The sequence below is a fragment of the Rhodococcoides fascians A44A genome (genome assembly GCF_000760735.1).
Lineage (GTDB): Bacteria > Actinomycetota > Actinomycetes > Mycobacteriales > Mycobacteriaceae > Rhodococcoides > Rhodococcoides fascians_E.
Genome location: NZ_JMEX01000008.1, coordinates 141,417 through 166,035 on the forward strand (window position 1 = coordinate 141,417; position 24,619 = coordinate 166,035).

At 64.2% G+C, this 24,619-nt stretch carries 26 protein-coding genes; 8 read left to right on the forward strand and 18 right to left on the reverse strand.

Translation table 11 applies throughout. From position 1 onward, the window contains the following. Positions 1 to 99 precede the first annotated feature (99 nt). From BH95_RS12835 to BH95_RS12860, 6 genes are all read right to left on the reverse strand, one after another. On the reverse strand, positions 100 to 1,269 hold the full coding sequence (locus BH95_RS12835) for an ABC transporter ATP-binding protein (RefSeq protein ID WP_019665370.1): 1,170 nt from the start codon (positions 1,267 to 1,269) through the stop codon (positions 100 to 102). Between the two features lie 5 nt (positions 1,270 to 1,274). Then, positions 1,275 to 2,108, reverse strand: coding sequence for a carbohydrate ABC transporter permease (locus tag BH95_RS12840; protein WP_019665371.1), 834 nt, complete (start codon positions 2,106 to 2,108; stop codon positions 1,275 to 1,277). Then, positions 2,108 to 3,031 carry a carbohydrate ABC transporter permease gene (locus tag BH95_RS12845; RefSeq protein WP_019665372.1) on the reverse strand — a complete coding sequence of 308 codons (924 nt, stop codon included), beginning with the start codon at positions 3,029 to 3,031 and terminating at the stop codon, positions 2,108 to 2,110. The genes BH95_RS12840 and BH95_RS12845 overlap by 1 nt, the downstream gene beginning before the upstream one ends. Continuing rightward, a complete protein-coding gene (locus tag BH95_RS12850) occupies positions 3,028 to 4,350 on the reverse strand; it encodes an ABC transporter substrate-binding protein (protein WP_019665373.1) in 1,323 nt (440 codons plus the stop codon). Before BH95_RS12850 ends, BH95_RS12845 begins: the two co-directional genes overlap by 4 nt. Before the next feature lie 199 nt (positions 4,351 to 4,549). Then, entirely contained in the window at positions 4,550 to 5,041 is a 492-nt protein-coding gene (locus BH95_RS12855; protein WP_019665374.1) for a general stress protein, read from the reverse strand. Continuing rightward, positions 5,038 to 6,018 carry an HpcH/HpaI aldolase/citrate lyase family protein gene (locus BH95_RS12860; protein ID WP_019665375.1) on the reverse strand — a complete coding sequence of 327 codons (981 nt, stop codon included), beginning with the start codon at positions 6,016 to 6,018 and terminating at the stop codon, positions 5,038 to 5,040. The genes BH95_RS12855 and BH95_RS12860 overlap by 4 nt, the downstream gene beginning before the upstream one ends. A gap of 77 nt (positions 6,019 to 6,095) precedes the next feature. On the opposite strand from BH95_RS12860, the gene BH95_RS12865 reads away from it, so the two are divergent. From BH95_RS12865 to BH95_RS12890, 6 genes are all read left to right on the forward strand, one after another. Continuing rightward, positions 6,096 to 7,370 carry a magnesium transporter MgtE N-terminal domain-containing protein gene (locus BH95_RS12865; RefSeq protein ID WP_037141232.1) on the forward strand — a complete coding sequence of 425 codons (1,275 nt, stop codon included), beginning with the start codon at positions 6,096 to 6,098 and terminating at the stop codon, positions 7,368 to 7,370. A gap of 20 nt (positions 7,371 to 7,390) precedes the next feature. Further along, positions 7,391 to 7,936: a DUF1003 domain-containing protein gene (locus tag BH95_RS12870; protein WP_052060192.1), complete on the forward strand. Its 546-nt coding sequence runs from the start codon at positions 7,391 to 7,393 to the stop codon at positions 7,934 to 7,936. A gap of 96 nt (positions 7,937 to 8,032) precedes the next feature. Continuing rightward, positions 8,033 to 8,899: a lytic transglycosylase domain-containing protein gene (locus tag BH95_RS12875; protein WP_027499054.1), complete on the forward strand. Its 867-nt coding sequence runs from the start codon at positions 8,033 to 8,035 to the stop codon at positions 8,897 to 8,899. Positions 8,900 to 8,977: 78 nt separating this feature from the next. Next, positions 8,978 to 10,114 carry an Mrp/NBP35 family ATP-binding protein gene (locus BH95_RS12880; protein ID WP_037182638.1) on the forward strand — a complete coding sequence of 379 codons (1,137 nt, stop codon included), beginning with the start codon at positions 8,978 to 8,980 and terminating at the stop codon, positions 10,112 to 10,114. 98 nt (positions 10,115 to 10,212) lie between these two features. After that, a complete protein-coding gene (locus BH95_RS12885) occupies positions 10,213 to 11,673 on the forward strand; it encodes an amino acid ABC transporter substrate-binding protein/permease (RefSeq protein ID WP_020113422.1) in 1,461 nt (486 codons plus the stop codon). Beyond that, positions 11,670 to 12,401: an amino acid ABC transporter ATP-binding protein gene (locus BH95_RS12890; protein ID WP_019665381.1), complete on the forward strand. Its 732-nt coding sequence runs from the start codon at positions 11,670 to 11,672 to the stop codon at positions 12,399 to 12,401. Before BH95_RS12885 ends, BH95_RS12890 begins: the two co-directional genes overlap by 4 nt. A 95-nt stretch (positions 12,402 to 12,496) precedes the next feature. Here BH95_RS12890 and tatB read toward each other — a convergent pair whose 3' ends face one another. The 4 genes from tatB to sigE are packed head-to-tail and all read right to left on the reverse strand — an operon-like array spanning position 12,497 to position 15,407. Further along, positions 12,497 to 12,904, reverse strand: a complete 408-nt coding sequence (tatB, locus tag BH95_RS12895; protein ID WP_019665382.1) for a Sec-independent protein translocase protein TatB — start codon at positions 12,902 to 12,904, stop codon at positions 12,497 to 12,499. Between the two features lie 10 nt (positions 12,905 to 12,914). Further along, positions 12,915 to 14,390 carry a S1C family serine protease gene (locus BH95_RS12900; protein ID WP_196806923.1) on the reverse strand — a complete coding sequence of 492 codons (1,476 nt, stop codon included), beginning with the start codon at positions 14,388 to 14,390 and terminating at the stop codon, positions 12,915 to 12,917. 59 nt (positions 14,391 to 14,449) lie between these two features. Further along, positions 14,450 to 14,785: a hypothetical protein gene (locus BH95_RS12905; RefSeq protein ID WP_033188102.1), complete on the reverse strand. Its 336-nt coding sequence runs from the start codon at positions 14,783 to 14,785 to the stop codon at positions 14,450 to 14,452. A gap of 16 nt (positions 14,786 to 14,801) precedes the next feature. Beyond that, positions 14,802 to 15,407, reverse strand: a complete 606-nt coding sequence (gene sigE / locus BH95_RS12910; RefSeq protein WP_026347834.1) for an RNA polymerase sigma factor SigE — start codon at positions 15,405 to 15,407, stop codon at positions 14,802 to 14,804. Between the two features lie 199 nt (positions 15,408 to 15,606). Between sigE and BH95_RS12915 the strand changes: the two genes are divergently transcribed. Next, a complete protein-coding gene (locus BH95_RS12915) occupies positions 15,607 to 16,239 on the forward strand; it encodes an O-methyltransferase (protein WP_026347835.1) in 633 nt (210 codons plus the stop codon). 169 nt (positions 16,240 to 16,408) lie between these two features. Here BH95_RS12915 and glgC read toward each other — a convergent pair whose 3' ends face one another. Beyond that, the gene (gene glgC / locus BH95_RS12920) at positions 16,409 to 17,623 is read right to left on the reverse strand and encodes a glucose-1-phosphate adenylyltransferase (protein ID WP_026347836.1); all 1,215 of its coding nucleotides are present in this window, start codon (positions 17,621 to 17,623) and stop codon (positions 16,409 to 16,411) included. Positions 17,624 to 17,699: 76 nt separating this feature from the next. Between glgC and glgA the strand changes: the two genes are divergently transcribed. After that, positions 17,700 to 18,875 (forward strand): glycogen synthase, encoded by a 1,176-nt coding sequence (glgA, locus tag BH95_RS12925; protein WP_026347837.1) that lies wholly within the window; start codon positions 17,700 to 17,702, stop codon positions 18,873 to 18,875. Here glgA and BH95_RS12930 read toward each other — a convergent pair. The 7 genes from BH95_RS12930 to BH95_RS12960 form a co-directional block, all read right to left on the reverse strand. Further along, complete coding sequence (locus BH95_RS12930; protein ID WP_037182640.1) at positions 18,845 to 19,681, reverse strand: methyltransferase domain-containing protein; 837 nt, start codon at positions 19,679 to 19,681, stop codon at positions 18,845 to 18,847. The genes glgA and BH95_RS12930 overlap by 31 nt on opposite strands. Before the next feature lie 90 nt (positions 19,682 to 19,771). Continuing rightward, positions 19,772 to 19,939, reverse strand: coding sequence for a DUF3117 domain-containing protein (locus tag BH95_RS12935; protein WP_068369835.1), 168 nt, complete (start codon positions 19,937 to 19,939; stop codon positions 19,772 to 19,774). A 97-nt stretch (positions 19,940 to 20,036) separates the two neighbouring features. Continuing rightward, on the reverse strand, positions 20,037 to 20,642 hold the full coding sequence (locus tag BH95_RS12940; protein ID WP_037141227.1) for a DNA-3-methyladenine glycosylase I: 606 nt from the start codon (positions 20,640 to 20,642) through the stop codon (positions 20,037 to 20,039). Then, positions 20,639 to 20,932: a DivIVA domain-containing protein gene (locus tag BH95_RS12945; protein WP_019665392.1), complete on the reverse strand. Its 294-nt coding sequence runs from the start codon at positions 20,930 to 20,932 to the stop codon at positions 20,639 to 20,641. The genes BH95_RS12940 and BH95_RS12945 overlap by 4 nt, the downstream gene beginning before the upstream one ends. A 43-nt stretch (positions 20,933 to 20,975) precedes the next feature. Then, the gene (locus BH95_RS12950) at positions 20,976 to 21,908 is read right to left on the reverse strand and encodes a glucosyl-3-phosphoglycerate synthase (RefSeq protein ID WP_019665393.1); all 933 of its coding nucleotides are present in this window, start codon (positions 21,906 to 21,908) and stop codon (positions 20,976 to 20,978) included. Further along, complete coding sequence (gene folP / locus BH95_RS12955; RefSeq protein WP_019665394.1) at positions 21,905 to 22,765, reverse strand: dihydropteroate synthase; 861 nt, start codon at positions 22,763 to 22,765, stop codon at positions 21,905 to 21,907. Before folP ends, BH95_RS12950 begins: the two co-directional genes overlap by 4 nt. A 22-nt stretch (positions 22,766 to 22,787) precedes the next feature. Further along, the gene (locus BH95_RS12960) at positions 22,788 to 24,566 is read right to left on the reverse strand and encodes a long-chain-acyl-CoA synthetase (protein WP_037141221.1); all 1,779 of its coding nucleotides are present in this window, start codon (positions 24,564 to 24,566) and stop codon (positions 22,788 to 22,790) included. Between the last annotated feature and the right edge of the window lie 53 nt (positions 24,567 to 24,619).

Below are 24,619 nucleotides of genomic sequence, written 5' to 3' on the forward strand. Positions count from 1 at the left end.
TTCCCCTGTGTGAGTGGAAATGTGTCTTCGGGTCGCTTCGCCGACTCCGCTCCGGTGGCCCAGGGCCTACATTTCCACTCACACAGGGGGTAGAGCCCTCTACAGCGTCAGGTTGTCACCCGAGGCCTGGTCGAACACCGAGATCTTGCCCGGATCGAACCACAGCTCGACGTCGCCGCCCTCGCGGGCCGCCGACTCCGCGGCCAGACGGGCGACGATCTGAGCACCTCCGGTGTCCCCGAGACCGGCGTCCGCAGCCAGTTCCTGCAACTCCGCGGACTGCACCTTGCTGCCCTTGGACTCGAAGTACACGTACTTGTCGCTGCCCATCGACTCCAGAACATCCACCCTCGCGGTGAACGTCGCACCGTTCAACTTCTGATAGGAATCGATCAACGCCGCGTCCTCGAAGTGCTCCGGACGGATACCGACGACGACGTCCTTGCCCGGGTTCTTCTGCGCGATCGCCTGACGACGCTCGTGCGGCAGTTCGAAGGTGCCGAGGTCCGTCTGCACCCCGTCCGACGTGAGCTGGCCCGGAACGAAGTTCATCGACGGCGATCCGATGAACCCGCCCACGAACAGGTTGCGCGGCTTGTCGTACAGCTCCTGGGGCGATCCGATCTGCTGCACGAGCCCACCCCGCAGTACGACGACCCGGTCCCCGAGCGTCATGGCCTCGGTCTGATCGTGCGTGACGTACACCGTCGTCGTGCCGAGACGTTTCTGCAACCGCGAGATCTCCGCACGCGTCTGCACGCGCAGCTTGGCGTCGAGGTTGGACAGCGGCTCGTCCATCAGGAACGCCTTGGGTGTACGAACGATGGCCCGGCCCATCGCGACTCGCTGACGCTGACCACCCGACAGATTCGACGGCTTGCGGTCCAGGTGCTGACTCAGGTCCAGGATCTTCGCTGCTTCCTCGACCTTGGTGTTGATCTCGTCCTTGCTGAGCTTCGCGAGCGTCAGCGGAAACGCGATGTTCTGACGCACCGTCATGTGCGGGTACAGCGCGTAGGACTGGAACACCATCGCGATGTCGCGGTCCTTCGGTGCCCGCTCGTTGACGCGTTCGCCTGCGATGCGCAGCTCACCCGAGGAGATGTCCTCCAGACCGGCGATCATGTTGAGCGTCGTCGACTTTCCGCAGCCCGACGGACCGACGAGAATGATGAATTCGCCGTCGGCGATGGTGATGTCGACGTCGCTGACCGCAGCCGCGCCGTCCGGGTAGAGCTTGGTGACTTTGTCGAGAACGATTTCGGCCATGACGGTTATCCCTTCACTGCGCCGGACGTCAAGCCCGCCACGATACGTCGTTGGAAGAAGAGCACGAAGATGATGATCGGAATGGTGATGACCACGGCAGCCGCGGCGATGGACCCTGTCGGCTCCTCGAACTGAGAGCTACCGGTGAACTGCGAGATCGCGGCCGGAACGGTGATGGATCGCTCCGTCGCGGTCAGCGAGATCGCCAGCAGTAGGTCGTTCCAGGCGAAGATGAACACCAGGATCGCGGCCGTGACGATGCCGGGTGCCGCCAGTGGTGCGATCACCTTGCGGAATGCCTGTGCCGGTGTCGCGCCGTCCATCTTGGCGGCCTTCTCCAACTCCCAGGGGATTTCCCGGAAGAACGCCGACAGCGTGTAGATCGCGAGCGGCAACGCGAACGTGATGTACGGAATGATCAGGCCCGGCCACGTGTCGAACAGGCCGATGGCGCGTTCGATGTCGAACAACGGTGTCACGAGCGAGATCTGCGGGAACATCGCGATGAGCAGAGCCGCACCGACGAGCGCCTTCTTGCCCGGAAAGTCGAGGCGAGCGACGGCGTAGGCAGCCATGGTTCCGATCACGACGGCGATGACCGTGGTGATCAGTCCGATTCCGATCGAGTTGATCAGTGCCGAGGTGAACTGGTTGGTCTGGAAGATGCCCTTGTAGTTGTCCAGGGTGAACGAGCTCGGAATGAACTTGCCGTCGGCGATGGTGGCCGTCGATTTGAACGACAAGCTGATGATCCATGCCAGTGGGATGAGCGCGTACAGCAGCACGAGCGCATTGATGACGGTCCAACCGACCTTCTTGCGAGGCGTCACGGTCGTCATTACTTACGGCCTCCGTCGTCCGAGCCCGGCGCCGACGCACCGAACAATTTGATGAACACGAACGCGATGATGGCGACGCAGAAGAAGATCAGAACGCTGATCGCCGAGCCGAGTCCGAGGTTGAACGCTCCGAACAGGTTGTCGTAGCCGAGAATCGACACCGATCCCGTGCCGTTGCTGCCTTTGGTGAGCACGTAGATGTTGTCGAAGATGCGGAATGCGTCGAGTGTGCGGAACAGCAGCGCAACGAGGATCGCCGGTTTCATCAGCGGGATTGTGATGCGCACCAACCGTGTCCACGCTCCCGCGCCGTCCACCTGCGCGGCCTTGAGCAGATCGTCCGGGACGAGTGCGAGACCGGCCAGCAGAAGCAGGGCCATGAACGGCGTCGTCTTCCACACCTCGGCGAGCACGACGATGGCGAGCGACGGAATCTGCTCGGTCAGTGGGGCACTGCCGTCGGGCAGCAGGTTGGCGAGGTAGCCGGTGCCCGGCGTCCACGCGTAGTACCAGCTGTAGGCGGCGGCGACGGTGACGATGCCGTACGGGATCAACACGACCGTGCGCACCAGTCCGCGGCCGAAGATCGTGCGGTGCATGATGAGCGCTACCGCGAGGCCGAGTACGAATTCGATGATCACCGAGATGATGGTGATCGCGGTGGTGACACCGAACGCCGTCCACCAGTATCCGTCGGTGAGAACGGTGACGTAGTTGGAGATTCCGACGAACTCACGATCGTCGGGGAACGCGAGGTTGTACTTCTGCAGGCTGAGCCAGAAGGCGTAGATGATCGGGTATCCGGTCACCGCGATCATCATGATCGCGGCGGGAGCGATCAACGTCAGACCGAGCCGACGTTCGGCCTTCTTGCCGTCGGAGACCTTCTTCAGGATCTCCTGTTTGTCCAACGTCTCGCTCATGGAATCAGCCCTTCCGAATTGACAGCCTTGGAGACCAGGTCGGCGAGCTTGTCCACGTCCGCAACGGGATCGATGTTCTGAGGTGGATTGAGCGCGTCGGCAAGCAGGATCGAAATGCTCTGGTAGGCAGGTGAGACGGGTCGGACCGCGGCGTTCTCGATGGAGTCGAGTACGCCTTCCCACGCCGGGTAGACGGCCTGGAATTCAGGGTCCTGATACAGCTGTGCCAGCACCGGCGGAACTCCGCCGTTGACGGCGTTGTTGCGCTGGTTGTCCTCGTTGGTCAGACACTCGACGGCTTCCCACGCGAGGTCCTCGTGCTGAGTGGTCTTGGCGACGCCGATGTTGAAGCCACCGATGGTCACCTTGGCCGGAGTATCCGGGATCACCGCCGGGTACGGCGCGCTGCGGAACACCTCGGCGACCTTGGCATCCTGTTGGTCCGCAGGGACGTTCGTCAGATCGAGGAACGGTACTGCCCCGGCTGCCGCGTTCTCCTTGATGCCCGGGAGCACGAACGGGTAGTTGACCTGGAATGCCGAGTTGCCGGCCTCCATACCGAGACGGGCGGTGGCCTCGTCGGTCTGCGAGATCGACGGGTCGTGGCCGTCGGCCGTGGCGACGCGCTTCATGATCTCGAGTGTCTTCTCGGTCGCCGCACGATGCTCGGGAGTGTCGTTCAGGGTCACCGTCGTACCGTCGTCGGCGACGACCTGACCGCCTGCGCTGACGAGGAGGCTGTTGAACCACACCATCAGGCCCTCGTACTGCTTGGCCTGGACGCCGATGTACGCGGGTTTGCCTTCGGCCGCGTTCGATTCGGCTTCGTCGATCATCTGGTCCCACGTCTGCGGCGGCTGACCACCCGGCACCTGATCGGGTCGGTACCACAGCAGCTGCGTGTTGGAGTTCAGTGGAACCGCGTACAGCTGGTCCTGCCACTGCGCCGTTTCGAGCGGGCCTTCCAGGGTGGCGCCGCCTTCGAGCTTGGCGGCGAGATCATCCGGGACCGGAAGTGCCCAGCCGGCCTCGGCGAACTCGGCGGTCCACACCACGTCGAGGGTCATCAGGTCCAACGAATTGTCGTTGCCCGCCAGACGTCGGGCCAACTGCAGTCGCTGATCGTTCGCGCTCTTGGGGAGAGTTCGCTGTTCCACTCGATAGCGTCCGTTCGACGCGGCCGAACACGCCTCCGCAGCGGCGGCGTACTGCTCGGCGCCGTCCGCTGCGGTGTAGAAACTCAGTACAGGTGTGCTGCTGTCGGAGGATCCGCAGGCTGCGAGCAACGGGCTGGCGACCAACGCAGCGGCCGCCAACACCCCTATTCTGGTTGCGTGTGCAGGCCTCGCACTCCGAGGCCTTTGACTACGTTGTCTCGGCACTTTCCGCCTCCGTATTTTCGATTACGTATACAGAACTTCCTTATTGACTGTCCTGTACGTAAAGAAACGTAACCGAACGAAGGCCGGCGATAGGGATATTGGAACTATTCCGTAACCTGCCGTCTCGACGAACGTGTCAGAGCGCGAGACGCGCGAGCAGATCGCGTGCTTTCTCCGCACTCTTGGGCTCGCACAACACGTCGTACCGACCGGCGACCAACTGCATGCTCGACGCGAAATCTCGCTGGCCCTTGGTGGCCGCGTACGGAATGGCCGCGGAGATCAATCCGAAGATGACGCCGCCGACGATGCCGATGATCAACGCCCCGAGAATGTTGCCGTTGGTGAAGATACCAAGCACCAGGCCGAGGAACAGTCCGAGCCAGGCGCCCGAGACGACGCCTCCGCCAATGACTTTCGGCCACGTCAACCGACCGAGAACACGCTCGACCTGCATGAGGTCGACGCCGACGATGGTGACGTCCTGAACCGAGAACTCCTGGTCGGAGAGGTAGTCGACGGCCTTCTGCGCTTCGGCGTACGTCGGGTAGGAACCGATCGGCCACCCGGACGGCGGAGTCGGAAGACCCTGACCTGGGCGGCCGGGCTGCGAAAGTGGATTCGTCATTGCTCTATTGTGCCCGAATCTGCACTTTGTGTTACTTCACTACGCAGCATTCCTGCCGCGCGCCCTTTCGCACTGACCACCAGGGCCATCTTTCTCGACGCCTCGTCGATCATCTCGTCTCCGAGCATCACCGCACCGCGGCCACCACCGGCCTCGGAGGTATGAAATTCGTACGCCTCGAGAATGTTCTCGGCTTTGTCGAAATCGGCCTGCCGGGGCGAGAAGATTTCGTTGGCGGCATCGATCTGGGTGGGATGCAGTACCCACTTGCCGTCGAAGCCGAGACCGGCCGTGCGGCCCGCGGCGCGGCGGAACGCGTCTAGATCTCGGATCTGGAGGTACGGACCATCGATCGCCTGCAGTCCGTGGGTCCGCGCGGCGAGCAGAATGGTCATCAGGATGTGGTGGTAGGCGTCACCGGTGTCGTACCCCTCCGGCTGTTCGCCGACGACGAGGGTGCGCATGTTCACGCTGGCCATCAGATCCGCGGGACCGAACACGAGAGTCTGCACACGGGGACTGGCCGTGGCGATCTCGTCGATGTTGCGCAGGCTGCGAGCACTTTCGATCTGCGGTTCGATTCCAATGGCGCCGACCTCGAGTCCGCTCGTCTTCTCGACCTGGGTCAGAAGCAGATCCAGTGCTTCGACGTGCGCTGCGGTCTCGACCTTCGGAAGCAGGATCGCATCCAACCGAGAACCTGCACCGGAGACGACGTCGATGACGTCGCCGTAGGTCCAGGGCGTCGTCCAGTCGTTGACGCGGACGACCTTCAGTTGGTCTCCCCATCCGTCGGACCGGAGCGCTTCGACGATGCGTCCGCGCGCCTCCACCTTGGCGATCGGGGCGACTGCGTCCTCGAGATCGAGGAAGATCGCGTCGGCCTTCAGTCCTTTGGCCTTTTCGATCATCTTCGCGGAACTGCCGGGAACCGCGAGTACGGATCGGCGGGGACGGTCTTGCTTCACCGAGCTCATTCGAGCCTCATCGCTCCCTGCTTGTTCACCGGCTGTCGATTCTCCGGTTCGTACTGTCACGCTCTAACCTTTCCATCATGGCAGCACTGAGCAAGCTATTCGCAGCCAGGCTCGCGGGTCTGGTCGTGCTCGGCCCCGACGGCGAATCGATCGGCCGCGTCCGCGATCTCGTCATCACCATGCGCGTCGGCCGCGCCCAACCCCGAGTACTCGGCCTGGTCGTCGAACTCGCGACGCGCCGAAGAATTTTCGTGCCGATGCTGCGCGTCACCAGCATCGAACCCAACTCCGTTCAGCTCAACACCGGCAACGTGAGTCTGCGCAGATTCTCGCAGCGAGCCAACGAAATCCTCGTGTTCGCGCAGATTCTCGACTCCAAGGTTCGCGTCGACGACCCGGAACTCGAAGAGCTGCACGACGCCGATTCCATCGTCGTCGACCTCGGCATCGAACTGACTCGAACCCGTGACTGGCTGGTCGCTCGGGTCGCGGTCCGGCGCAGCCGCGGCAGGCTCGCGCGCCGAGGTGCAATCCATGTCGTGGACTGGCAACACGTCCAGGGCCTGACCCAGAACGAGCTGTCCCTCCCCGGCCAAGGCGTCGCGCAGCTGTTGATGCAGTTCGAGGATCTCCGGGCTGCCGACGTGGCCAACGCGATGCGTGAGCTGCCGGTGAAACGACGGATGGAGGTGGCACACGCCCTCGACGACGAGCGGCTCGCCGACGTCGTGCAGGAACTTCCCGACGACGATCAGGTCGAACTGATGCACTACCTCGGTGTCGAACGCGGCGCCGACGTGCTCGAGGCGATGGACCCCGACGACGCAGCCGACCTTCTGGGTGAACTGCCCGAGCCCGAGGCGGAGTCGCTGCTCCGTCTGATGGACCCGGAGGACTCCGCTCCTGTCCGGCGCCTTCTCGAACACTCACCGGACACTGCCGGTGGTCTGATGACCACCGAACCGGTGGTGTTGAACGCATCGACGACGGTGGCCGAGGCTCTCGCCCGGGTACGTAACCCGGATCTGACGCCCGCGCTGTCCTCGCTGGTGTTCGTGGTTCGCCCGCCGACGGCAACTCCGACGGGCGCGTACCTCGGGTGTGTTCACCTGCAGCAACTGCTCCGCGAGCCGCCGGCGAGCCTGGTCGGCGGCGTGATCGACAAGGCGCTGCCCAAGTTGTCGCCGGATGACAGCCTGACGGCCGTCACCCGATATTTCGCGACGTACAACTTGGTGTGCGGGCCGGTGGTGGACGACGAAGATCACCTGGTCGGAGCAGTGACAGTGGACGACGTTCTCGACCATCTTCTTCCCGAGGACTGGCGTGATCAGGAGGTGGCAGGACAGTGAAGGAAACCGCTCGGCAGCGCATGGACACACCGCAGGGCTCGCGGCTGTTCAACTGGCATCTCGACGTCGACCTCGGCAGCTCGGGAGAGCGCGCCGCCCGCTTCCTCGGCACCGGACGGTACCTGGCGATTCAGACGATCATCGTCATCGTCTGGATCTTTCTGAACGTCGCCGTCGTCGCACTTCAGTGGGACCCGTATCCGTTCATTCTGTTGAACCTCGCGTTCTCGACGCAGGCTGCGTACGCGGCTCCGCTGATCCTTCTCGCGCAGAACCGTCAGGACGATCGCGACCGGGTTTCGCTGGAAGAAGATCGTGCCCGGGCACAGCAGACGAAGGCGGACACCGAGTTTCTTGCCCGCGAGCTGGCGTCGCTGCGTATCGCCGTCGGTGAGGTCGCGACTCGTGATTACCTGCGGCGTGAACTCGACGAGATCCGCGAGTTGCTGGAACAGATGGGCGGCGAGCCGTCCACGGCGCCGAAGAAGTCACGGAAGAAGCAAAGCCCACGCAAGCGTGAGGACGGTCCGGCGCCGGAGAACGACGCCCCGTTCGACGTGGACTAGTTCCGCCCGGGCCGCTTGATAACGGCCGTGTAACGGAACGATCTCGAATCAGGTACCCTCGACTCCGGTTCGCAAACGATCAGGAGGTACCGACGCGTGGGACGTCACAGAAAAGCATCGAATTCCAACGTACGCCGGAATTCGGTGATTGCTCTGACGGGTCTCGTCCCCGCAGGACTCATCACCGCCGCCACCAGCGCAGGCGCGGCCGAGTACATCCCCTTCATGACGACCACCTCCACGGCGCAGGAAGCCGAGCCCGTCGTGGAAACACCCGCCCCCATCGCGGATGACACCGAGGCACAGCCCGTCGCCGCAGCCGAGGCACCCGTCCCGCAGGCAGCACCCGTCCCGGCGCCCGCGCCGGAGATCCCGCCGACTCCCGAGCTGCCGACGAGCCTCGCCGCCAGCCCCATCGCAATCCCGACGGTCAACGTCTCCGCCTACAAGAACGCCGAGCGGATTCTCGCCGAAACCCAGCCCGGCTGCGGAATCAGCTGGACCATCATCGCCGGCATCGGCCGCGTCGAATCCACCCACGCCAATAACGGCAAAGCCGACGACCTCGGCCAGCTGCTCGAGCCCATCCTCGGCCCCCGCCTCGACGGATCACTCGCCGGCAACAACGTCATCGCCGACACCGACGGCGGCGCACTCGACGGCGACCCCAACTTCGACCGCGCAGTCGGACCGATGCAGTTCCTCCCCGAAACATGGAACCGCTACAAAGCCGACGGCAACGGCGACGGCATCTCCGACCCACAGAACCTCTACGACGCAGCCCTCGCCACCGGCGACTACCTGTGCGACGGCGGCCTGAACCTCCGCGACCTCGGACAGACCACCAAAGCCATCCTGCGCTACAACAACTCCATGGCCTACGTCGCCAACGTCCTCGCCTGGTCCACCGGCTACGCCACCGGCATCGTCCCCACCTCCGACCAGCTCCCGCGCATCCACTAAGGGTCATTCCGCAGGCTCCACTCCCGCCTCCCCCGGGTCATTCCGCAGGCTCCACTCCCGCCCCACTAGCATGAGCTCATGGCAGTACTGACGGAATCCGACGTTCGAAGCGCGCTCTCGAAAGTCATCGATCCGGAAATTCGCAAACCCATCACCGACCTGGGAATGGTCAAGGGTGTCACCATCGGCGACGGAGGATCCGTCGACGTCGGGATCTACCTCACCACTGCCGGTTGCCCGATGAAATCGGAGATCAGCGACCGCGTCACCAAAGCCGTCGCCGATGTCGCGGGAGTCGGCACCATCACCGTCGAACTCGACGTCATGAACGACGAGCAGCGCACCGAACTCCGCAAGTCTCTACGCGGCGATTCCGCGGAACCGACCATCCCGTTCGCTCAACCCGGCTCGCTGACGCGTGTGTACGCCGTCGCGTCGGGCAAGGGCGGCGTCGGGAAGTCGTCGGTGACGGTCAACCTCGCCGCATCGCTGGCCAAGCGTGGTCTGTCGGTGGGTGTGCTCGACGCCGACATCTACGGTCACTCGGTCCCCCGCATGCTGGGCAACGACGCCAAACCCACTCAAGTGGAGAAGATGATCATGCCGCCGCAGGCACACGGCGTGAAGTTCATCTCCATCGCGCAGTTCACCTCGGGCAACACGCCCGTCGTGTGGCGTGGACCGATGCTGCACCGCGCGTTGCAGCAGTTCCTCGCGGACGTGTTCTGGGGCGACCTCGACGTGCTGCTCCTCGACCTTCCGCCCGGCACCGGAGACATCGCCATCTCCGTGGCTCAGTTGATTCCCGGCGCCGAGATCCTCGTCGTGACGACGCCGCAGCAGGCTGCCGCCGAGGTCGCCGAACGCGCAGGCGCCATCGCTCTGCAGACCCGTCAGCGCATCGCCGGAGTCGTGGAGAACATGTCCTGGCTCGAGCTGCCCGACGGCACCCGCATGGACATTTTCGGATCCGGCGGCGGCCAGGATGTCTCGGATCGGCTGACCAAAGCCGTGGGCGCGAAAGTGCCTCTGCTGGGCCAGATTCCACTCGACACTGCAGTCCGTGAGGGTGGCGACGCCGGCACTCCGATCGTGTTGGCGCAGCCCGAGACTCCGGCCGCGCAGGCGTTGGAAGCGGTGGCCAAGCAACTCGCAGTGCGGGAGCGCGGGCTCGTCGGAATGTCGCTGAGCATCGACACCACCCGAAGGGCCTGATACCACCCGAATGCACACCTGTCGAGGGTTGGAGTCTTAGAATTCGCCAAGTCTTACACTTTGGTGAGAATCCTTTTCTTCGATAGAGAGTGGCCTGCATGAAGAAGCCGCAATCGAGTCGGACGGTACTGGTACCGATCGTGCTCGCCCTTTTCGTGACCCTGGTGGGGTCGCTGTTCGGTCCGGCCCTGGCGTCGGCGCAGCAGCCACCGCCGTCCGGACAGAACTACTCCATCGCAACCGATACCACGTTCGCTCCCTTCGAGTTCCAGGACGAGCAGGGCAAACTCGTCGGAATCGACATGGACCTCCTGGCAGCGATCGCCGCGGACCAGGGCTTCACCTACAACGTGGAGCAGGTCGGCTTCGACACCGCCCTGCAAGGCGTCACGAGCGGTCAGTTCAACGGAATGATCGCCGGAATGTCCATCACCGACGCACGAAAGGCGACGTTCGACTTCTCGGACCCGTACTTCGATTCAGGTGTCCAGATGGCAATTCTGGAGTCCAACAACGACATCGAGAGCTACGAAGACCTGCGCGGGAAGTCCGTCGCCGTCAAGAACGGCACCGAGGGCGCGACGTTCGCGGACTCCATCGCAGACCAGTACGGCTTCACGATCCGTAGTTTCGACGACTCGGCGACGATGTTCGAGGAAGTGCGTACCGGCAATTCCGCCGCCGCCTTCGAGGACTACCCCGTTCTCGCCTACGGCATCAACCAGGGCAACGGATTCAAGACCGTCACCGACAAGGAAGCCGGAGCAAGTTACGGCTTCGCCGTCGCCAAGGGCACCAACGCGCAGTTGCTCGAGCAGTTCAACACCGGGCTCGCGAACCTGCGTGAGAGCGGGCAGTACGACGACATTCTCGACACCTACCTCAGCGCGGAAGCGTCGACGTCGGACAACTCGATCCCCGGTCTGATCAAGAGCAGCTGGCAGTTGCTGCTCAAAGGTCTGTGGCTGACGGTCGTTCTCACCGTCATCTCCATCGCGATCGCTCTGGTTCTCGGCGCGATCTTCGGCCTGTTCCGTGTCTCGTCCAACATCGTGCTCCGAGGAATCGGCACGACGTACGTCGACATCTTCCGCGGCACACCGCTGCTGGTGCAGGCATTCTTCATCTACTTCGGTGTCCCTGCGGCACTGAACTTCCAGATGTCCGCATTCACCGCCGGCATCATCACGCTGTCGCTCAACGCGGGCGCCTACATGGCCGAGATCGTCCGAGGCGGAATCCTCGCCGTCGACAAGGGCCAGATGGAAGCGTCGCGAAGCCTCGGGATCAGCTACCTCAAGTCGATGCGCCGCGTCGTCATGCCGCAGGCCATCCGCACGATGATTCCGTCGTACATCAACCAGTTCGTCATCACGTTGAAGGACACCTCGTTGCTGTCGGTCATCGGCCTGGCCGAGCTGACCCAGACAGGCCGACTGATCATCGCCCGCAACTTCGAGTCGTTCAACATGTGGCTGATCATCGGCGTCATGTACTTCATCATCATCATGGCACTCACCAAGCTGTCGAACCGGCTCGAGAAGAGGATCAACAAGTGAGCACCAAGATTTCGATCAAGGCGCTGGAGAAGGCATTCGGCGACAACAAGGTCCTCAAGGGAATCGACGCCGAGATCGCCAACGGCGAGGTCGTCTGCGTCATCGGACCGTCAGGATCCGGTAAGAGCACCTTCCTGCGATGCCTCAACAAGCTCGAGGACATCACCGGCGGCCACGTCGTCGTCGACGGCGTCGACCTGACCGACAAGAACGTCAATCTCGACAAGATTCGCCAGAACATCGGCATGGTGTTCCAGCACTTCAACCTCTTCCCGCACATGACGGCACTCGAGAACGTCATGCTCGCACCCGTCGAGACGAAGAAGATGTCGAAGTCCGAGGCCAAGGACACGGCACTGAAACTGCTCGAGCAGGTCGGACTGTCCGAGCGCGCGGACTACAAGCCCGCGAGCCTCTCCGGCGGTCAGAAGCAGCGCGTCGCCATCGCCCGAGCACTCGCGATGAGCCCGTCGATCATGCTGTTCGACGAAGCCACCTCGGCACTCGACCCCGAAATGGTCGGCGAAGTACTGCAGGTTCTGCGGGACCTCGCCAAGGGCGGAATGACAATGGTCGTCGTCACCCACGAAATGGGCTTCGCCCGCGAGGTCTCGGACCGAGTCATCTTCATGGCCGACGGCGTCATCGTCGAAGAAGGAACCCCGGATCAGCTCTTCGGCAATCCGCAGAACCCTCGGACCCAGGACTTCCTGAACAAGGTGCTGTAAGGCTCGACCCACAGCATGAAGGCGCCACCGCAGCTGTCCGACCCACGGGATCCAGTGCACTGCGGTGGCGCCTTCATGCTGTGACGCTAAGAGCGCTACGTGGCGTCGGAGTCGATGGGCGGGGTCTGGCCTGCGGGCAGTTTCTTCTCGAGCGACGGCTTGGCGGGGGTGTTCGGGGTTCCGTTGGAGCTGCCGTTCGGCTTCTTGGAGTCGAAGTTGCCGGTGAAGATGGAGTCGTCACCGTCGAGCAGGTGTTTGGTGATGACAGCGCGGGGCGTCATGCCGCGGAGCTGATTGAGGTCGGCGAGGGGCTTGCGCAGGTCCTCGAAGTCGGTGCCCAGCTCGTCCTTGAGTTGCTGGCTTGCGCCGTTGGCGTATTCCTTGACCTGGCGGATGGACTTGGTGACCCAGCTGATGGCGCCGGGCAGCCGGTCTGGACCGAGGATGACGAGTGCTGCTACCAGGAGAATGACGAGCTCTCCCCAGCCGATGTTGCCGAACACGCCTGCCAGCCTAGTCCGAAACCGGGGTGACCGACACATCGACGAGTCTGCCGGACCGGACCAGCTGAACAGGCGTCGACTGGCCGATTTCGCTCGATTGAACGGCAACGACCAACTCATCGGCACTGGTCACAGCGCGGTCACCGACCTTTGTGATGACGTCGCCCTCGACGATTCCGGCTTCCTGTGCCGGCCCTCCCGCACGCACGTTCGCCACTTCGGCACCGGATGTTGCGTCGTTGATCACCGATCGAGCGTTGATGCCGATGTCCGGGTGTTTCATCTCGCCGGTCCGGATCAGCGATTGAGCTACCTCGGTGACGTCGTCGATGGGGATGGCGAAACCGAGGCCGACCGATCCGCCGCTCTCGCTGCGGATAGCCGAGTTGATGCCGATGACGCGGCCTTCGGCGTCGATCAGTGGTCCTCCGGAGTTACCCGGGTTGATCGCGGCGTCGGTCTGCACTGCGTCGATGACGGCGTCGGTGTCGGTGCCTTCGCCGGACAGTCGAACGGGCCGGTCGAGTGCACTGACGATGCCGCGTGTGACGGTCTTGTTCAGGCCGAGCGGCGAGCCGACGGCGACGACGTCCTCCCCCACCTGGACGTCGGCGGAGTTGCCGAGCTCGGCCACGGTGAGGTTGCCGACGTCGGCCTTCAGCACTGCGAGGTCGGTCTTGATGTCGCGGCCGACGATGTCCGCGGGAACCTTGGTGCCGTCGGAGAACGTCACTTGCAGCGTGGCGCGATCGGGGTTGGTGGCCGCCATCGAGATGACGTGGTTGTTGGTGACGATGTAGCCCTCGCCGGCGATGACGACGCCGGATCCGGTGCCTGCGTTCTCGCCGAGCGTGACCTGAATGGACACCACGGACGGCAGGACGGCGTCGGCGACGCGTGCCACCTGCCCTTGGGGCAAGTCCTCGCCGGTCGACTGCGTCAGATTCACCTTCTGGCTGGTCAACGCTCCGGTCACCTCGGCTGTTTCGCGCCCGATGAGGCCGCCGACGAGACCGATGGCCAGTGCGACGACGCCGAGAACGACGAGAGCTTTCGGGGCGACCTTCTCGCCGAACAGAACCTCACGGACACCGAGCTTGGGGCCGAAGGGTTGAACTGCGGGCTCGGGGATGTCCTCGGCTGCGGCGCCGAGCCTGACGGTGGAGTTCGGGTCGCGCCACGGGTCCTCGGGTTCCGGTTCTGCCTCCGGGGGGCCGGTGGGAGCTTCAGGATCGCGCTGCAGCGATTCCTGCGCGTCGGTGGGCCTGCCGAAAGCCTCGGCGAGAACAGGGTCGGGCGCGCGCGAGGTGATTCTGGGCGACGGTTCGCCGCGTCGTGCCGCGGGGGTGAAGGAGCCTTGGACGTCGCTCGGCCGACCGAAGGCGGCAGTGGCGGCAGGATCGACCTCCGGCCGGTAGACCGGACGCGGTGGTAGCCGCGGCGCCTCCGGGTCAGTGTCGGTGCTGCGATCTGTATTGGTGCTCACGCGTTCCCGGTACCCCTCGCTCACGTCGGTCACAGCGGCCAAGATTACACAGGGCGACCCTAACGGCGTCTGCGACGAAGGTTCACGACCGACGTCACGATGACGCGTCGGCGTCGCTCGACCTCTGCTTTGACCTCGGGCGGCTCGCACATCGGGATCTGACTGAGCAGACCGAGCAACGAGTTGGGCATGGACATCTCGCCCGAATCCTTCAGGGCGCTACGCGCCTGTTGCTGGGCATCGACCTCGGCTGCGCACTCCGGGCACTCCGCAATGTGCCGAGCAGCACGTAGGTACGCGTTCATACGCAGCTCACCGTCGGCGAATGCAGCGATCGCTTCGCTGGCCAGATGTTCGGTAGAGCTGAACCGCCGTGGCTCTCGGGCCTGCGTCATCCAACCCTCCTCGTAGCTACTGAACACTGGCGTGAGAAGTGTCGACCTTCCCGTTCACTCGAAGGTACTCCCGTAGCGCCGCGCGTCCACGATGGATACGACTACGCACCGTCCCGAGCTTGACGCCCAGTGTCGCACCGATCTCCTCGTAGGACAGGCCTTCGATGTCGCACAGCACGATCGCTGCACGGAACTCGGGCGCCAACGAGTCGAGCGCGGACTGAAGATCCGGATCCAGCCGGGCGTCGTGATAAATCTGCTCGGGGTTGGGTGTCTCCGACGGCACACGGTCGTAGTCCTCGGGCAGCGCCTCCATGCGGATGCGGTTGCGTCGACGGACCATGTCGAGAAACAGGTTGGTGGTGATGCGGTGCAACCAACCCTCGAACGTTCCCGGCTGGTAGTTCGACAAGGAACGGAACACCCTGATGAACGTGTCCTGCGTCAGATCCTCGGCATCCTGGGCGTTACCGGACAACCGGTAGGCAAGACGGTAGACGCGGTCACCGTGCTCACGGACCAGTTCGTCCCAGGACGGCATGGTGGCGTCCTCGCCGCTGGCATCGAAAGCGGCGGTGCCGCTCAGTTCGGCGGTGTCTAGATCTTCTTTGATCTCGTAGATGGCTGGATCCTCCTGCTCAGGAACACGTACCAGTACAACCAGCGACACCGCCGGGATGTTCCTGTTTCGCGTTGCTCGTCGATCAAGCGATCACAAGTAGCTTCTCCCACTCGCGTGTGGCCGACGTGTGAATAACCTGAGGTGCCGCTGAGAAACCTGTCCGCTCGGAAATTCGTCCGGGTCACGTTAATGTCGCAGGGTGCCGACTAATGCCGAGAGATTGCTGTCGTATGCCGAGGAATCCGCCCAGGAGGACGACGTTCTCGTCTCGGCCCGCGAACGCGCCGAGGACCTCGGTGCAGCACCCGTGCCGGCCTCCGTCGGCGCGATTCTCAGCATCTTCACTCAGATGCTCGGCGCCAAGACCGTCGTCGAGATCGGGACCGGCGCCGGCATCAGCGGCCTCTGGTTGCTCGACGGGATGCGCGAGGACGGCGTACTCACGACCATCGACACCGAACCGGAATACCAGCGCGCGGCCAAGGAAGCGTTCCGAGCCGGAGGTATCCCGCCGTCACGTACGCGATTGATCAACGGGTGGGCGCTCGACGTCCTCCCTCGCCTCGCCGACGACACCTACGACCTCGTGTTCATCGACGCCAGCCCCGTCGACCACCTTCATTTCGTTCAGGAGAGCGTCCGACTACTACGCCCCGGCGGTGTACTGGTGCTACACAACGCACTGCTGAACGGCCGGGTGCCGGACTCGACTCAGCGCGACGCCACCACCGTCGCAGTCCGGGCAGCAGCCCGAGCCATCGCCGAGGACGAACGGCTCACCACCGTCCTGCTTCCGCTCGGCGACGGACTGATCTGCGCTTCGCGCAGCTGACCTCGGGTCGTTCCGCAAGCTCCACTCCCGGGGCTTCGCGCAGCTGACCTTGAGTCATTTCGCAGGCTCCACTCCCGGGGCTTCGCGCAGCTGACCTCGGGTCTCCGCAGACTCCACTCCCGGGGCTTCGCGCAGCTGACCTCGGATCGTTCCGCAGGCTCCACTCCCGTCAGATCCAGACGCCCTTGCCGACGGAGACGACGCCGCCTGCGGAGACGTTGAAGCGTTCGTTGTCGCGTTCCATGTCGACGCCGATGATTTCGCCGGGCCCGACGACGACGTTCTTGTCCAGGATCGCCCGGCGAACCACTGCGCCCTTGCCGATGCGTACACCTGGCATGAGGACGCTGCCTTCGACGGTGGCACCGTCGTCGATCATCACGTTGGAACTGAGTACCGAATTGCGGACGGTCGCGGCCGAGAGAATGCATCCGGCGCCGACGACGGATTCCTGCGCGAGCCCGCCCTGCACGAACTTGGCGGGTGGGAGGTTCTCGGCGGCGCCGCGGATGGGCCACCGGCGGTTGTAGAGGTTGAAGATCGGGTGCACGGACACCAGGTCCATGTGTGCGTCGTAGAAGGCGTCGATGGTTCCGACGTCGCGCCAGTATCCGCGGTCGCGTTCGGTGGCGCCGGGTACGACGTTGTCGTTGAAGTCGTAGACCGAGGCGACACCGGCTTCGACGAGTGCGGGAATGATGTCGCCGCCCATGTCGTGGTCGGAGTCGGAGTTCTCCGAGTCCGCTTTGATGGCGTCGATCAGCACTTTCGTCGTGAAGACGTAGTTGCCCATCGATGCGTAGGTGACGTTGGGGTCGTCGGGTGTGCCCGGAGGCTGAGCGGGCTTTTCCAGGAACTGGGTTATCTTGCCGTTCTCGTCGCTGTCGATGCATCCGAACGCGAAGGCCTCGCTGCGCGGCACCCTGATCCCGGCGACGGTGACGCCTGCACCGGAGTCGATGTGCTGCTGGACCATCTGCTCGGGGTCCATGCGGTAGACGTGGTCGGCACCGAAAACGACTATGTACTCGGGGTCTTCGTCGTAGACGAGGTTGAGCGACTGGAAGATGGCGTCGGCGCTGCCGGTGTACCAGCGTGGGCCGAGGCGTTGCTGCGCCGGCACCGGGGTGATGTACTCGCCGGCGAATCCGGACAGCCTCCAGGTCTGGGAGATGTGGCGGTCCAGTGAATGGGACTTGTACTGGGTCAGCACGCACAGCCGGAGGTATCCGGCGTTGACGAGATTGCTCAGAACGAAGTCGATCAGTCGGTAGGCGCCGCCGAACGGTACGGCTGGCTTTGCTCTGTCCGCGGTCATGGGGTAGAGCCGCTTACCCTCACCGCCGGCAAGCACGATCCCTAGAACATGCGGTTGTGTCCTCACAAAGCCAACCTATCCGCACTGGGTGAAGCTTGCTAGCAGTACACGCGTTTCACCGCGGGAATGTAGGTTTACAGATGTGCGCGTGGCGATGATGACTAGGGAATACCCGCCGGAGGTCTACGGAGGCGCCGGGGTGCATGTCACCGAACTCGCGGCGCAGCTGAAAGCGCTGTGCGAGGTCGACATCCACTGCATGGGTGCGCCGCGGGACACCGCGCACGTCCATGATCCCGATCCGGCACTGAAAGGCGCCAATGCGGCGCTGACGACCCTGTCGGCGGAGCTGCGAATGGCGAACGCCGCGGCCGACGCGGACGTGGTGCACTCGCACACCTGGTACACCGGTCTCGCCGGCCACCTGGCCGCGGAGTTGTACGACGTTCCGCACATCCTCACCGCGCATTCGCTCGAGCCTCGCCGTCCGTGGAAGGCCGAGCAGCTGGGCGGCGGCTACCGCATCTCGTCGTGGTCCGAGCGCAATGCCGTCGAGTACGCCGACGCGGTCATCGCCGTCAGCGAGGGCATGGCCAAGGACGTCCTCGATGCCTACCCGCGCCTGGACCCGCAGCGTGTTCATGTGGTGCGCAACGGAATAGACACCGAGAACTGGCACGCCGGACCCGCCGCGGATCCGTCGGATTCCGCGTTGGACGCCATCGGTGTCGACCTGGATCGGCCGATCGTCGCGTTCGTCGGGCGGATCACGCGCCAGAAGGGCGTCGGGCATCTGATCGCGGCCGCGCACCATTTCGATCCGTCGATTCAGCTGGTGCTCTGCGCGGGCGCTCCCGATACTCCGGAGATCGCCGCGGAGACCGAACGTGCGGTTGCCGAGCTGTCCGCTGCGCGCGACGGCGTCCACTGGGTGCGCGAAATGCTTCCCACCGAAAAGATCCGCGAAATACTTTCTGCGTCACAGGTTTTCGTCTGCCCGTCGGTGTACGAGCCACTGGGCATCGTCAACCTCGAGGCCATGGCAGCGGAAACCGCGGTGGTCGCGTCCGACGTCGGCGGCATCCCGGAGGTCGTCGACGACGGTGTCACCGGTCGCCTCGTGCACTACAACGCATACGAACCGCAGGCGTTCGAGCAGGCTCTGGCCCGGACGGTCAACGAGGTCGCGCTGGATCCGACGCTCGCGGCATCGATGGGCAAGGCGGGTCGTGCCCGTGCCGTCGCAGAATTCTCGTGGGCGGCCATCGCTCAGCAGACGCTGGACGTCTACTCCGCGGCGCTCGCCCGTCGCTCGTAGGTTCCGACGACGACCGACGCGGTCACGGCCACCGGCTCGGACAAGGATTCGATTGCGGCACGCCTGTCCGCTTCGGTGGTGTGCCGAACGGACGGACCCATCCCGACGAGGCTGCCCACCTCGGCGTGGGTGAGCTCCATGCGGTATTCGACGGCTGTCCGGTCCACCTGGTCGAACCCTCCGGACAGGGAATCACCGAGCCGCCTGGCCTTGTCCTCGTCCACGCCGATGAGGCCGAGTTCGCCGATCAGTTCCTGTTGATGCCGGACGGTGGGGGTGACGACGACGAGCCTGCCTCCCGGTGCGAGGACCCGCCTGGATTCTGCGGCGTTGCGCGGCGAGAAGACACAGATGATCGCGTCGAGCGAGCCGGAACGGACGGGTAGACCGTTCCAGACGTCGGCGACCACGGACCCGATCGCGGGATGAGCCTGCGCCGCACGACGAGCCGCGGCCTTGGACACGTCGATGCCGATTCCGCGTCCACCGGTGCGATCGAGGACGGCCGCCAGATAATGACCGCTGCCGACGCCGATCTCGAGCACGGTGCGAGACGCACCGACCGCGTCGACGAGGGCCGCCGTCACCCGGTCGAAGTGGCCGGTGCTCAGGAACGCGGTGCGGGCCGCGATCATGTCCGGTGAGTCGCCGGTGATCTTGCCTGCGCTGCCCGGTTGGAGACTGACGTATCCCTGACGTGCGACGTCGAACGAATGCCCTCGATCGCACAGGAGAGTGCGGTCCTCCACGTCGAGGTCGGAGCCGCAGTGCGGGCAGACGAGCAGGTCGATCACGTCGGCGAGCACGACACACCCCGCCTACCGCGCACCCCGACCACCACTAAGCCCCACCTGCCGTAATCGGCAAGCGGGGCTGGGCACAGAAACGAAAAACAGTTAACCGGTGACGCCTTTCAGCTCTTCACCGAGGGCGGCTGCCTCGTCAGGGGTGAGCTCGACGACCAGGCGTCCTCCGCCTTCGAGCGGCACCCTCATCACGATCCCTCGTCCCTCTTTGGTTGCTTCGAGGGGACCGTCCCCGGTCCGGGGCTTCATCGCCGCCATCCTCTGCTCCCTCCAGATCTGCGCCACCCAGCTCTGCGCTTCGGCCAAAAAAGTGTTCTCGCCGTGAGCGAGAATGGTTCTTGCGCTCCATTCTTCCCTATCGGGACCGATACCGGGAACTGGAGTCGGTATTCGGGGACTTCACCCAACATCCCGTCAGGTGATCGTCGACCATTCCGGTGGCCTGCATCAATGCGTAAGCCGTGGTCGGACCGAAGAACCGCAGCCCACGACGCTTGAGCTCCTTGGCCATCGCGGTGGATTCGGTGGTCACCGCAGGTACGTCCGATATCGAATCGAGACGCTGTCCTCGCGGGGCCGGAGCGAACGACCAGAGCAGCGAATCGAGGTCGGGGTCCAGGTCGAGGATCACCCTCGCGTTGCCGATGGCTGCGTCGATCTTGGCGCGGTTGCGCACGATCGAACTGTCCTGCATCAGCCGCTCGGTGTCCGCGGCGCCGAATGCCGCGACCTTCTCCGGATCGAATCCGGCGAAGGCGCGACGGAAGTTCTCGCGCTTGCGCAGGATCGTGATCCACGCCAATCCGGACTGGAACGCTTCGAGACACAATCGTTCGTACAGGGCGTCTCGGCCGTGGAGTTCACGACCCCATTCGGTGTCGTGATAGGTCCGGTACAGCTCGTCGTCGGTTGCTCCCCACGGGCACCGCAGCTTGCCGTCGGGGCCGGGTACGGCCGTCACTTGTCCACGTTCGTCGTATCGTCCAGGCGCGACCGGAGCAGGTCGATCTCCGCGGCGAGTCGTTCCAGGGCCCAGTCGACTTCGCTGGGCTTGTAGCCACGCAACGTCTGCTGGAACTTGAGGTCTTTCACGTCGTCGCCGGTCACGCCCTCGGCAGGTAGGACGGTGGCCGTCGTCCCCTCGGGCAATGGTTCGAGCTCTTCACCGCGACCGAACACGGCACTTGCGACGAAGAAGAGCAGGGCTGCGATGACCGCGATGACGACGACGTACAGCAGAAGCGTCAGCATCGCAGAATCTTCTCACAGCCCTGCTCTCGAACGGTTCTGCGCGTTACACGTGCAAGGTGTTGATGGCGGGTCGATCGGCCAGCGACACCTCGGTGGAGAACGGCACGAAGGAATCTCCGTCGACGCGGAACTGCATCAGTCCGGCCCCCGAGTCCACCATGCCGCAGCGGTTCAACATGGTGCCCACGATCTGACGGCTCATCGCGCCCAGTTCCACCAGCGGGCGGTTGCGGTGTTTGCGGACACCGAGATTGACCTGACCGATCGCGCCGAGTCCCAGTTTGTCGTAGGTGTCGAGCAGCAGCCCGATCTCCACGCCGTAGCCGGGCGCGAACGGCACCGCGGAGAGGAGTTCTCTCGTTCCCGCGTACTCCCCGCCCAGCGGTTGGATCACGCCGGTGAGCTCCGGGCGCATGGCGGCGAGCATCGGCCGGGCAACCAGTTCGGTGACCCTGCCACCGCCGTTGGCGTCCTCGGTGCCGCTGGTGCGCAACGGACGTCGGTAGTAGCCCTTCACCAGATGGATACCGTCGCCCATCAGCAGGGGGCCGAGGAGCTTGGGTACGAACGCCGGGTCCGGGTTGATCAGATCGGAGTCGACGAACGCGATCAGATCACCCGTCGAGGCAGCGATCGCTCGCCACAGCACTTCACCTTTGCCCTTGACCGGGTCGAGTCCGGGAATTGCTTCCTCGCGACTGATCACTCGTGCGCCGGCGGCCGTGGCACGTTCGGCGGTGGCGTCGGTCGACCCGGAGTCCAGGACGATCAGTTCGTCGACGAGACCACCGAGCAACGGGTGGATGGTATCCACTACTGCCGCGACGGTGTCTTCCTCGTCGAGCGCAGGCAGTACGACGGAGACGGTGCGGCCCGCCTTCGCTGCCTCGAGTTCGGCGATGGACCACGACGGGGTGTCCCACGTATTGGTGTCCGCCCATGAATCCAGGACGGTGGTTCGGTCCGCAAGCGTCATGCCAGCCCCCTGACGGTCCGCACCGGAGCCCTGTTTCCCTGTATCGCCGCAACCATGTCTACGACTCTTCTGGTCGACGCAACCTCGTGCACCCGGAACATTCGGGCGCCGCCTGCTGCGGCCAATGCTGTCGCTGCCAATGTTCCCTCCAACCGGTCGGCGAGTTCTACACCTAGAGTCTCCCCGATAAAATCCTTGTTGCTCAGCGCCATGAGCACTGGCCATCCGGTGTTTACAAGAACGTCCACGCGACGCAACAACTCGAGCCCGTGGAAGGTGTTCTTGCCGAAATCATGGGTCGGATCGACGAGAATCGAGTCGCGACGCACACCCGCGGCAACAGCTTTCTCGGCCGCGGCTGTCACTTCCTCGACGACATCGGCAACGACATCGGTATAGCGAACACGGTGTGGTCGGGTACGCGGTGTGGCACCTCCGGTGTGCGAGCAGACAATGCCGACGCCTTCCTCGGCGGCCACCCCGACGAGGCCAGGGTCCGCCCCGGCCCACGTGTCGTTGATGAGATCGGCACCGACACCGCACGCGAGCCTCGCCACGTCGCTACGCCAGGTATCGACACTGATCAGCAGATCCGGGTACTCACCGCGGATGGCCTCGACGAACGGAACGACGCGACGGATCTCCTCGGCAGCGTCGACGAGCACACCCGGGCCCGCCTTGACGCCGCCGATGTCGACCATGTCGGCACCCTCGGCGACGGCGCGATGGACCGACGCCATCGCCGCCTCGTCGGTGAAGTTCGCACCCTTGTCGTAGAAGGAATCAGGAGTGCGGTTGACGATCGCCATGACGAGCGCGCGATCGTCGGCCACCGGCTTGCCGCAGAGAGTGCTCATGCTTTCAATACTGGCACGGGCATTATTTGCTGCTGGGCGCCTTACCTGCCGCGACCTCGTCGACGTAACCGTCGTACGCCTTGTCGTAACCGCCGGACTTGCCGCGCAGCACGTAGAGCTCGCTCTCCCCGTCCTCCTCGTAGCCGAGCTTGCGGAGGGCGACCTTCTGGCTCTTGAACGTGGACGTCTGTTCGAGGCTGTCGACGACGCGCACGAACAACGGCACGGCGTACGTCGGAAGCTTGTCGTACAGATGCGCTGCGACGGCCTTGCCGTCGAACGACTCACCGTCGCGCAACGTCACCGCAGCCATGCCTGCCTTGCCGTCGGCACCGTCGATGTCGACGCCGTAGACGACGGCACCGTCGATGGCGGAGTGGCCGCCGAGGGCACCTTCCACCTGTGTGGTCGCGACGTTCTCACCCTTCCAGCGGAACGTGTCGCCGAGGCGGTCGACGAAAGCGACGTGCAGGAAACCCTGCTTACGCACGAGGTCGCCGGTGTCGAACCATGCGTCGCCGTCTTTGAACCCGTCGCGGACGAGCTTCTTCTCGGTGGCCTCGTCGTCGGAGTAGCCGTCGAACGGGGCGCGATCGGTGACCTTGGAGAGCAGCAGACCGACCTCACCGTTCCCGACCTTCCGCAGCTTGCCGTTCTGACCGCGCTTGGCCTTGCCGGACTCCTCGTCGTACTCGACCACCGCGTACGGCAGCGGGCAGATGCCCGCGGTCTTCTTCATGTTCAGCGCGTTGATGAAGGCGATGTTGCACTCGCTGGCGCCGTAGAACTCGGCGACGCGTTGGATGCCGAACCGTTCGGTGAACTCCTCCCAGATCTCCGGGCGAAGGCCGTTGCCGACTACGAGCTTGACCGTGTTGTCCCGGTCGGTCGCCTTCTTCGGCTGGGTGAGCAGGTACCGGCACAGCTCACCGATGTAGGTGAACGCCGTGGCCTTGTTCACCTTGATGTCTTCCCAGAAATTGCTGACCGAGAACTGCTTGCCGATCGCCATCGTCGCACCACCGGCGAGCACCGAGGACAGCGTCACCGTCAGAGCATTGTTGTGATAGAGCGGCAGGCAGCAGTAGATGACGTCGTCGCTACGCAGACGCACACCCATGTTGCCCAGACCGGACATCGACTTGAGCCACCGGAAATGGCTCATCAGGCTCGCCTTCGGCATTCCCGTCGTGCCCGAGGTGAAGATGTAGAACGCCTTCTCCTTCGCCAGGATCTCCGCGGTGACCGACGGATTCTTCGGCGACGCCTTCTGCGACAGCTCGTCCAGTTCCTTCAGCGGCAGCACCGAACCGGCCTGCGGAGCGGCCTCGAGCGAATCGAGTGCCTCCTGCGTGTTCTCGTCGAACACCAGGACCTTCGCATCGAGGATTCCCAGGCTGTGCTCGAGCACGTCACCACGCTGGTTGTAGTTCAGCATTCCAGCCGTCGCACCGAGCTTGACCGCAGCCAACGCCGCGAACAGAGCCTCCGGGCGGTTCTTGCTCAACACCCCGACGACATCCCCGCGCGTCACACCCCGGTCCGCGAAAACAGCAGCGTAACGATTGACGATCGCATTGGCGTCCGCGTACGACGTGGACTCCCCTTCGAACCGCACGAACGGCCTGTCACCGTTCTTCGCCGCAGCATCCTGGAACACGAGGCCGATCGACGCCTTGTGATGGGGTTTGCGGGTGAACCCGGCGACACCCCGAAGCAGGCTGGGCACCTCCGTCACCATTTTCGGCAACGCGACGGCGACGTCGGTCACCTTGATCTTCTGACGGGCATCGACAGCCATGAACTCCCCTTAGTCCGATGTGACCTTGCTAACCTTACTCCAGAGTAACGTCC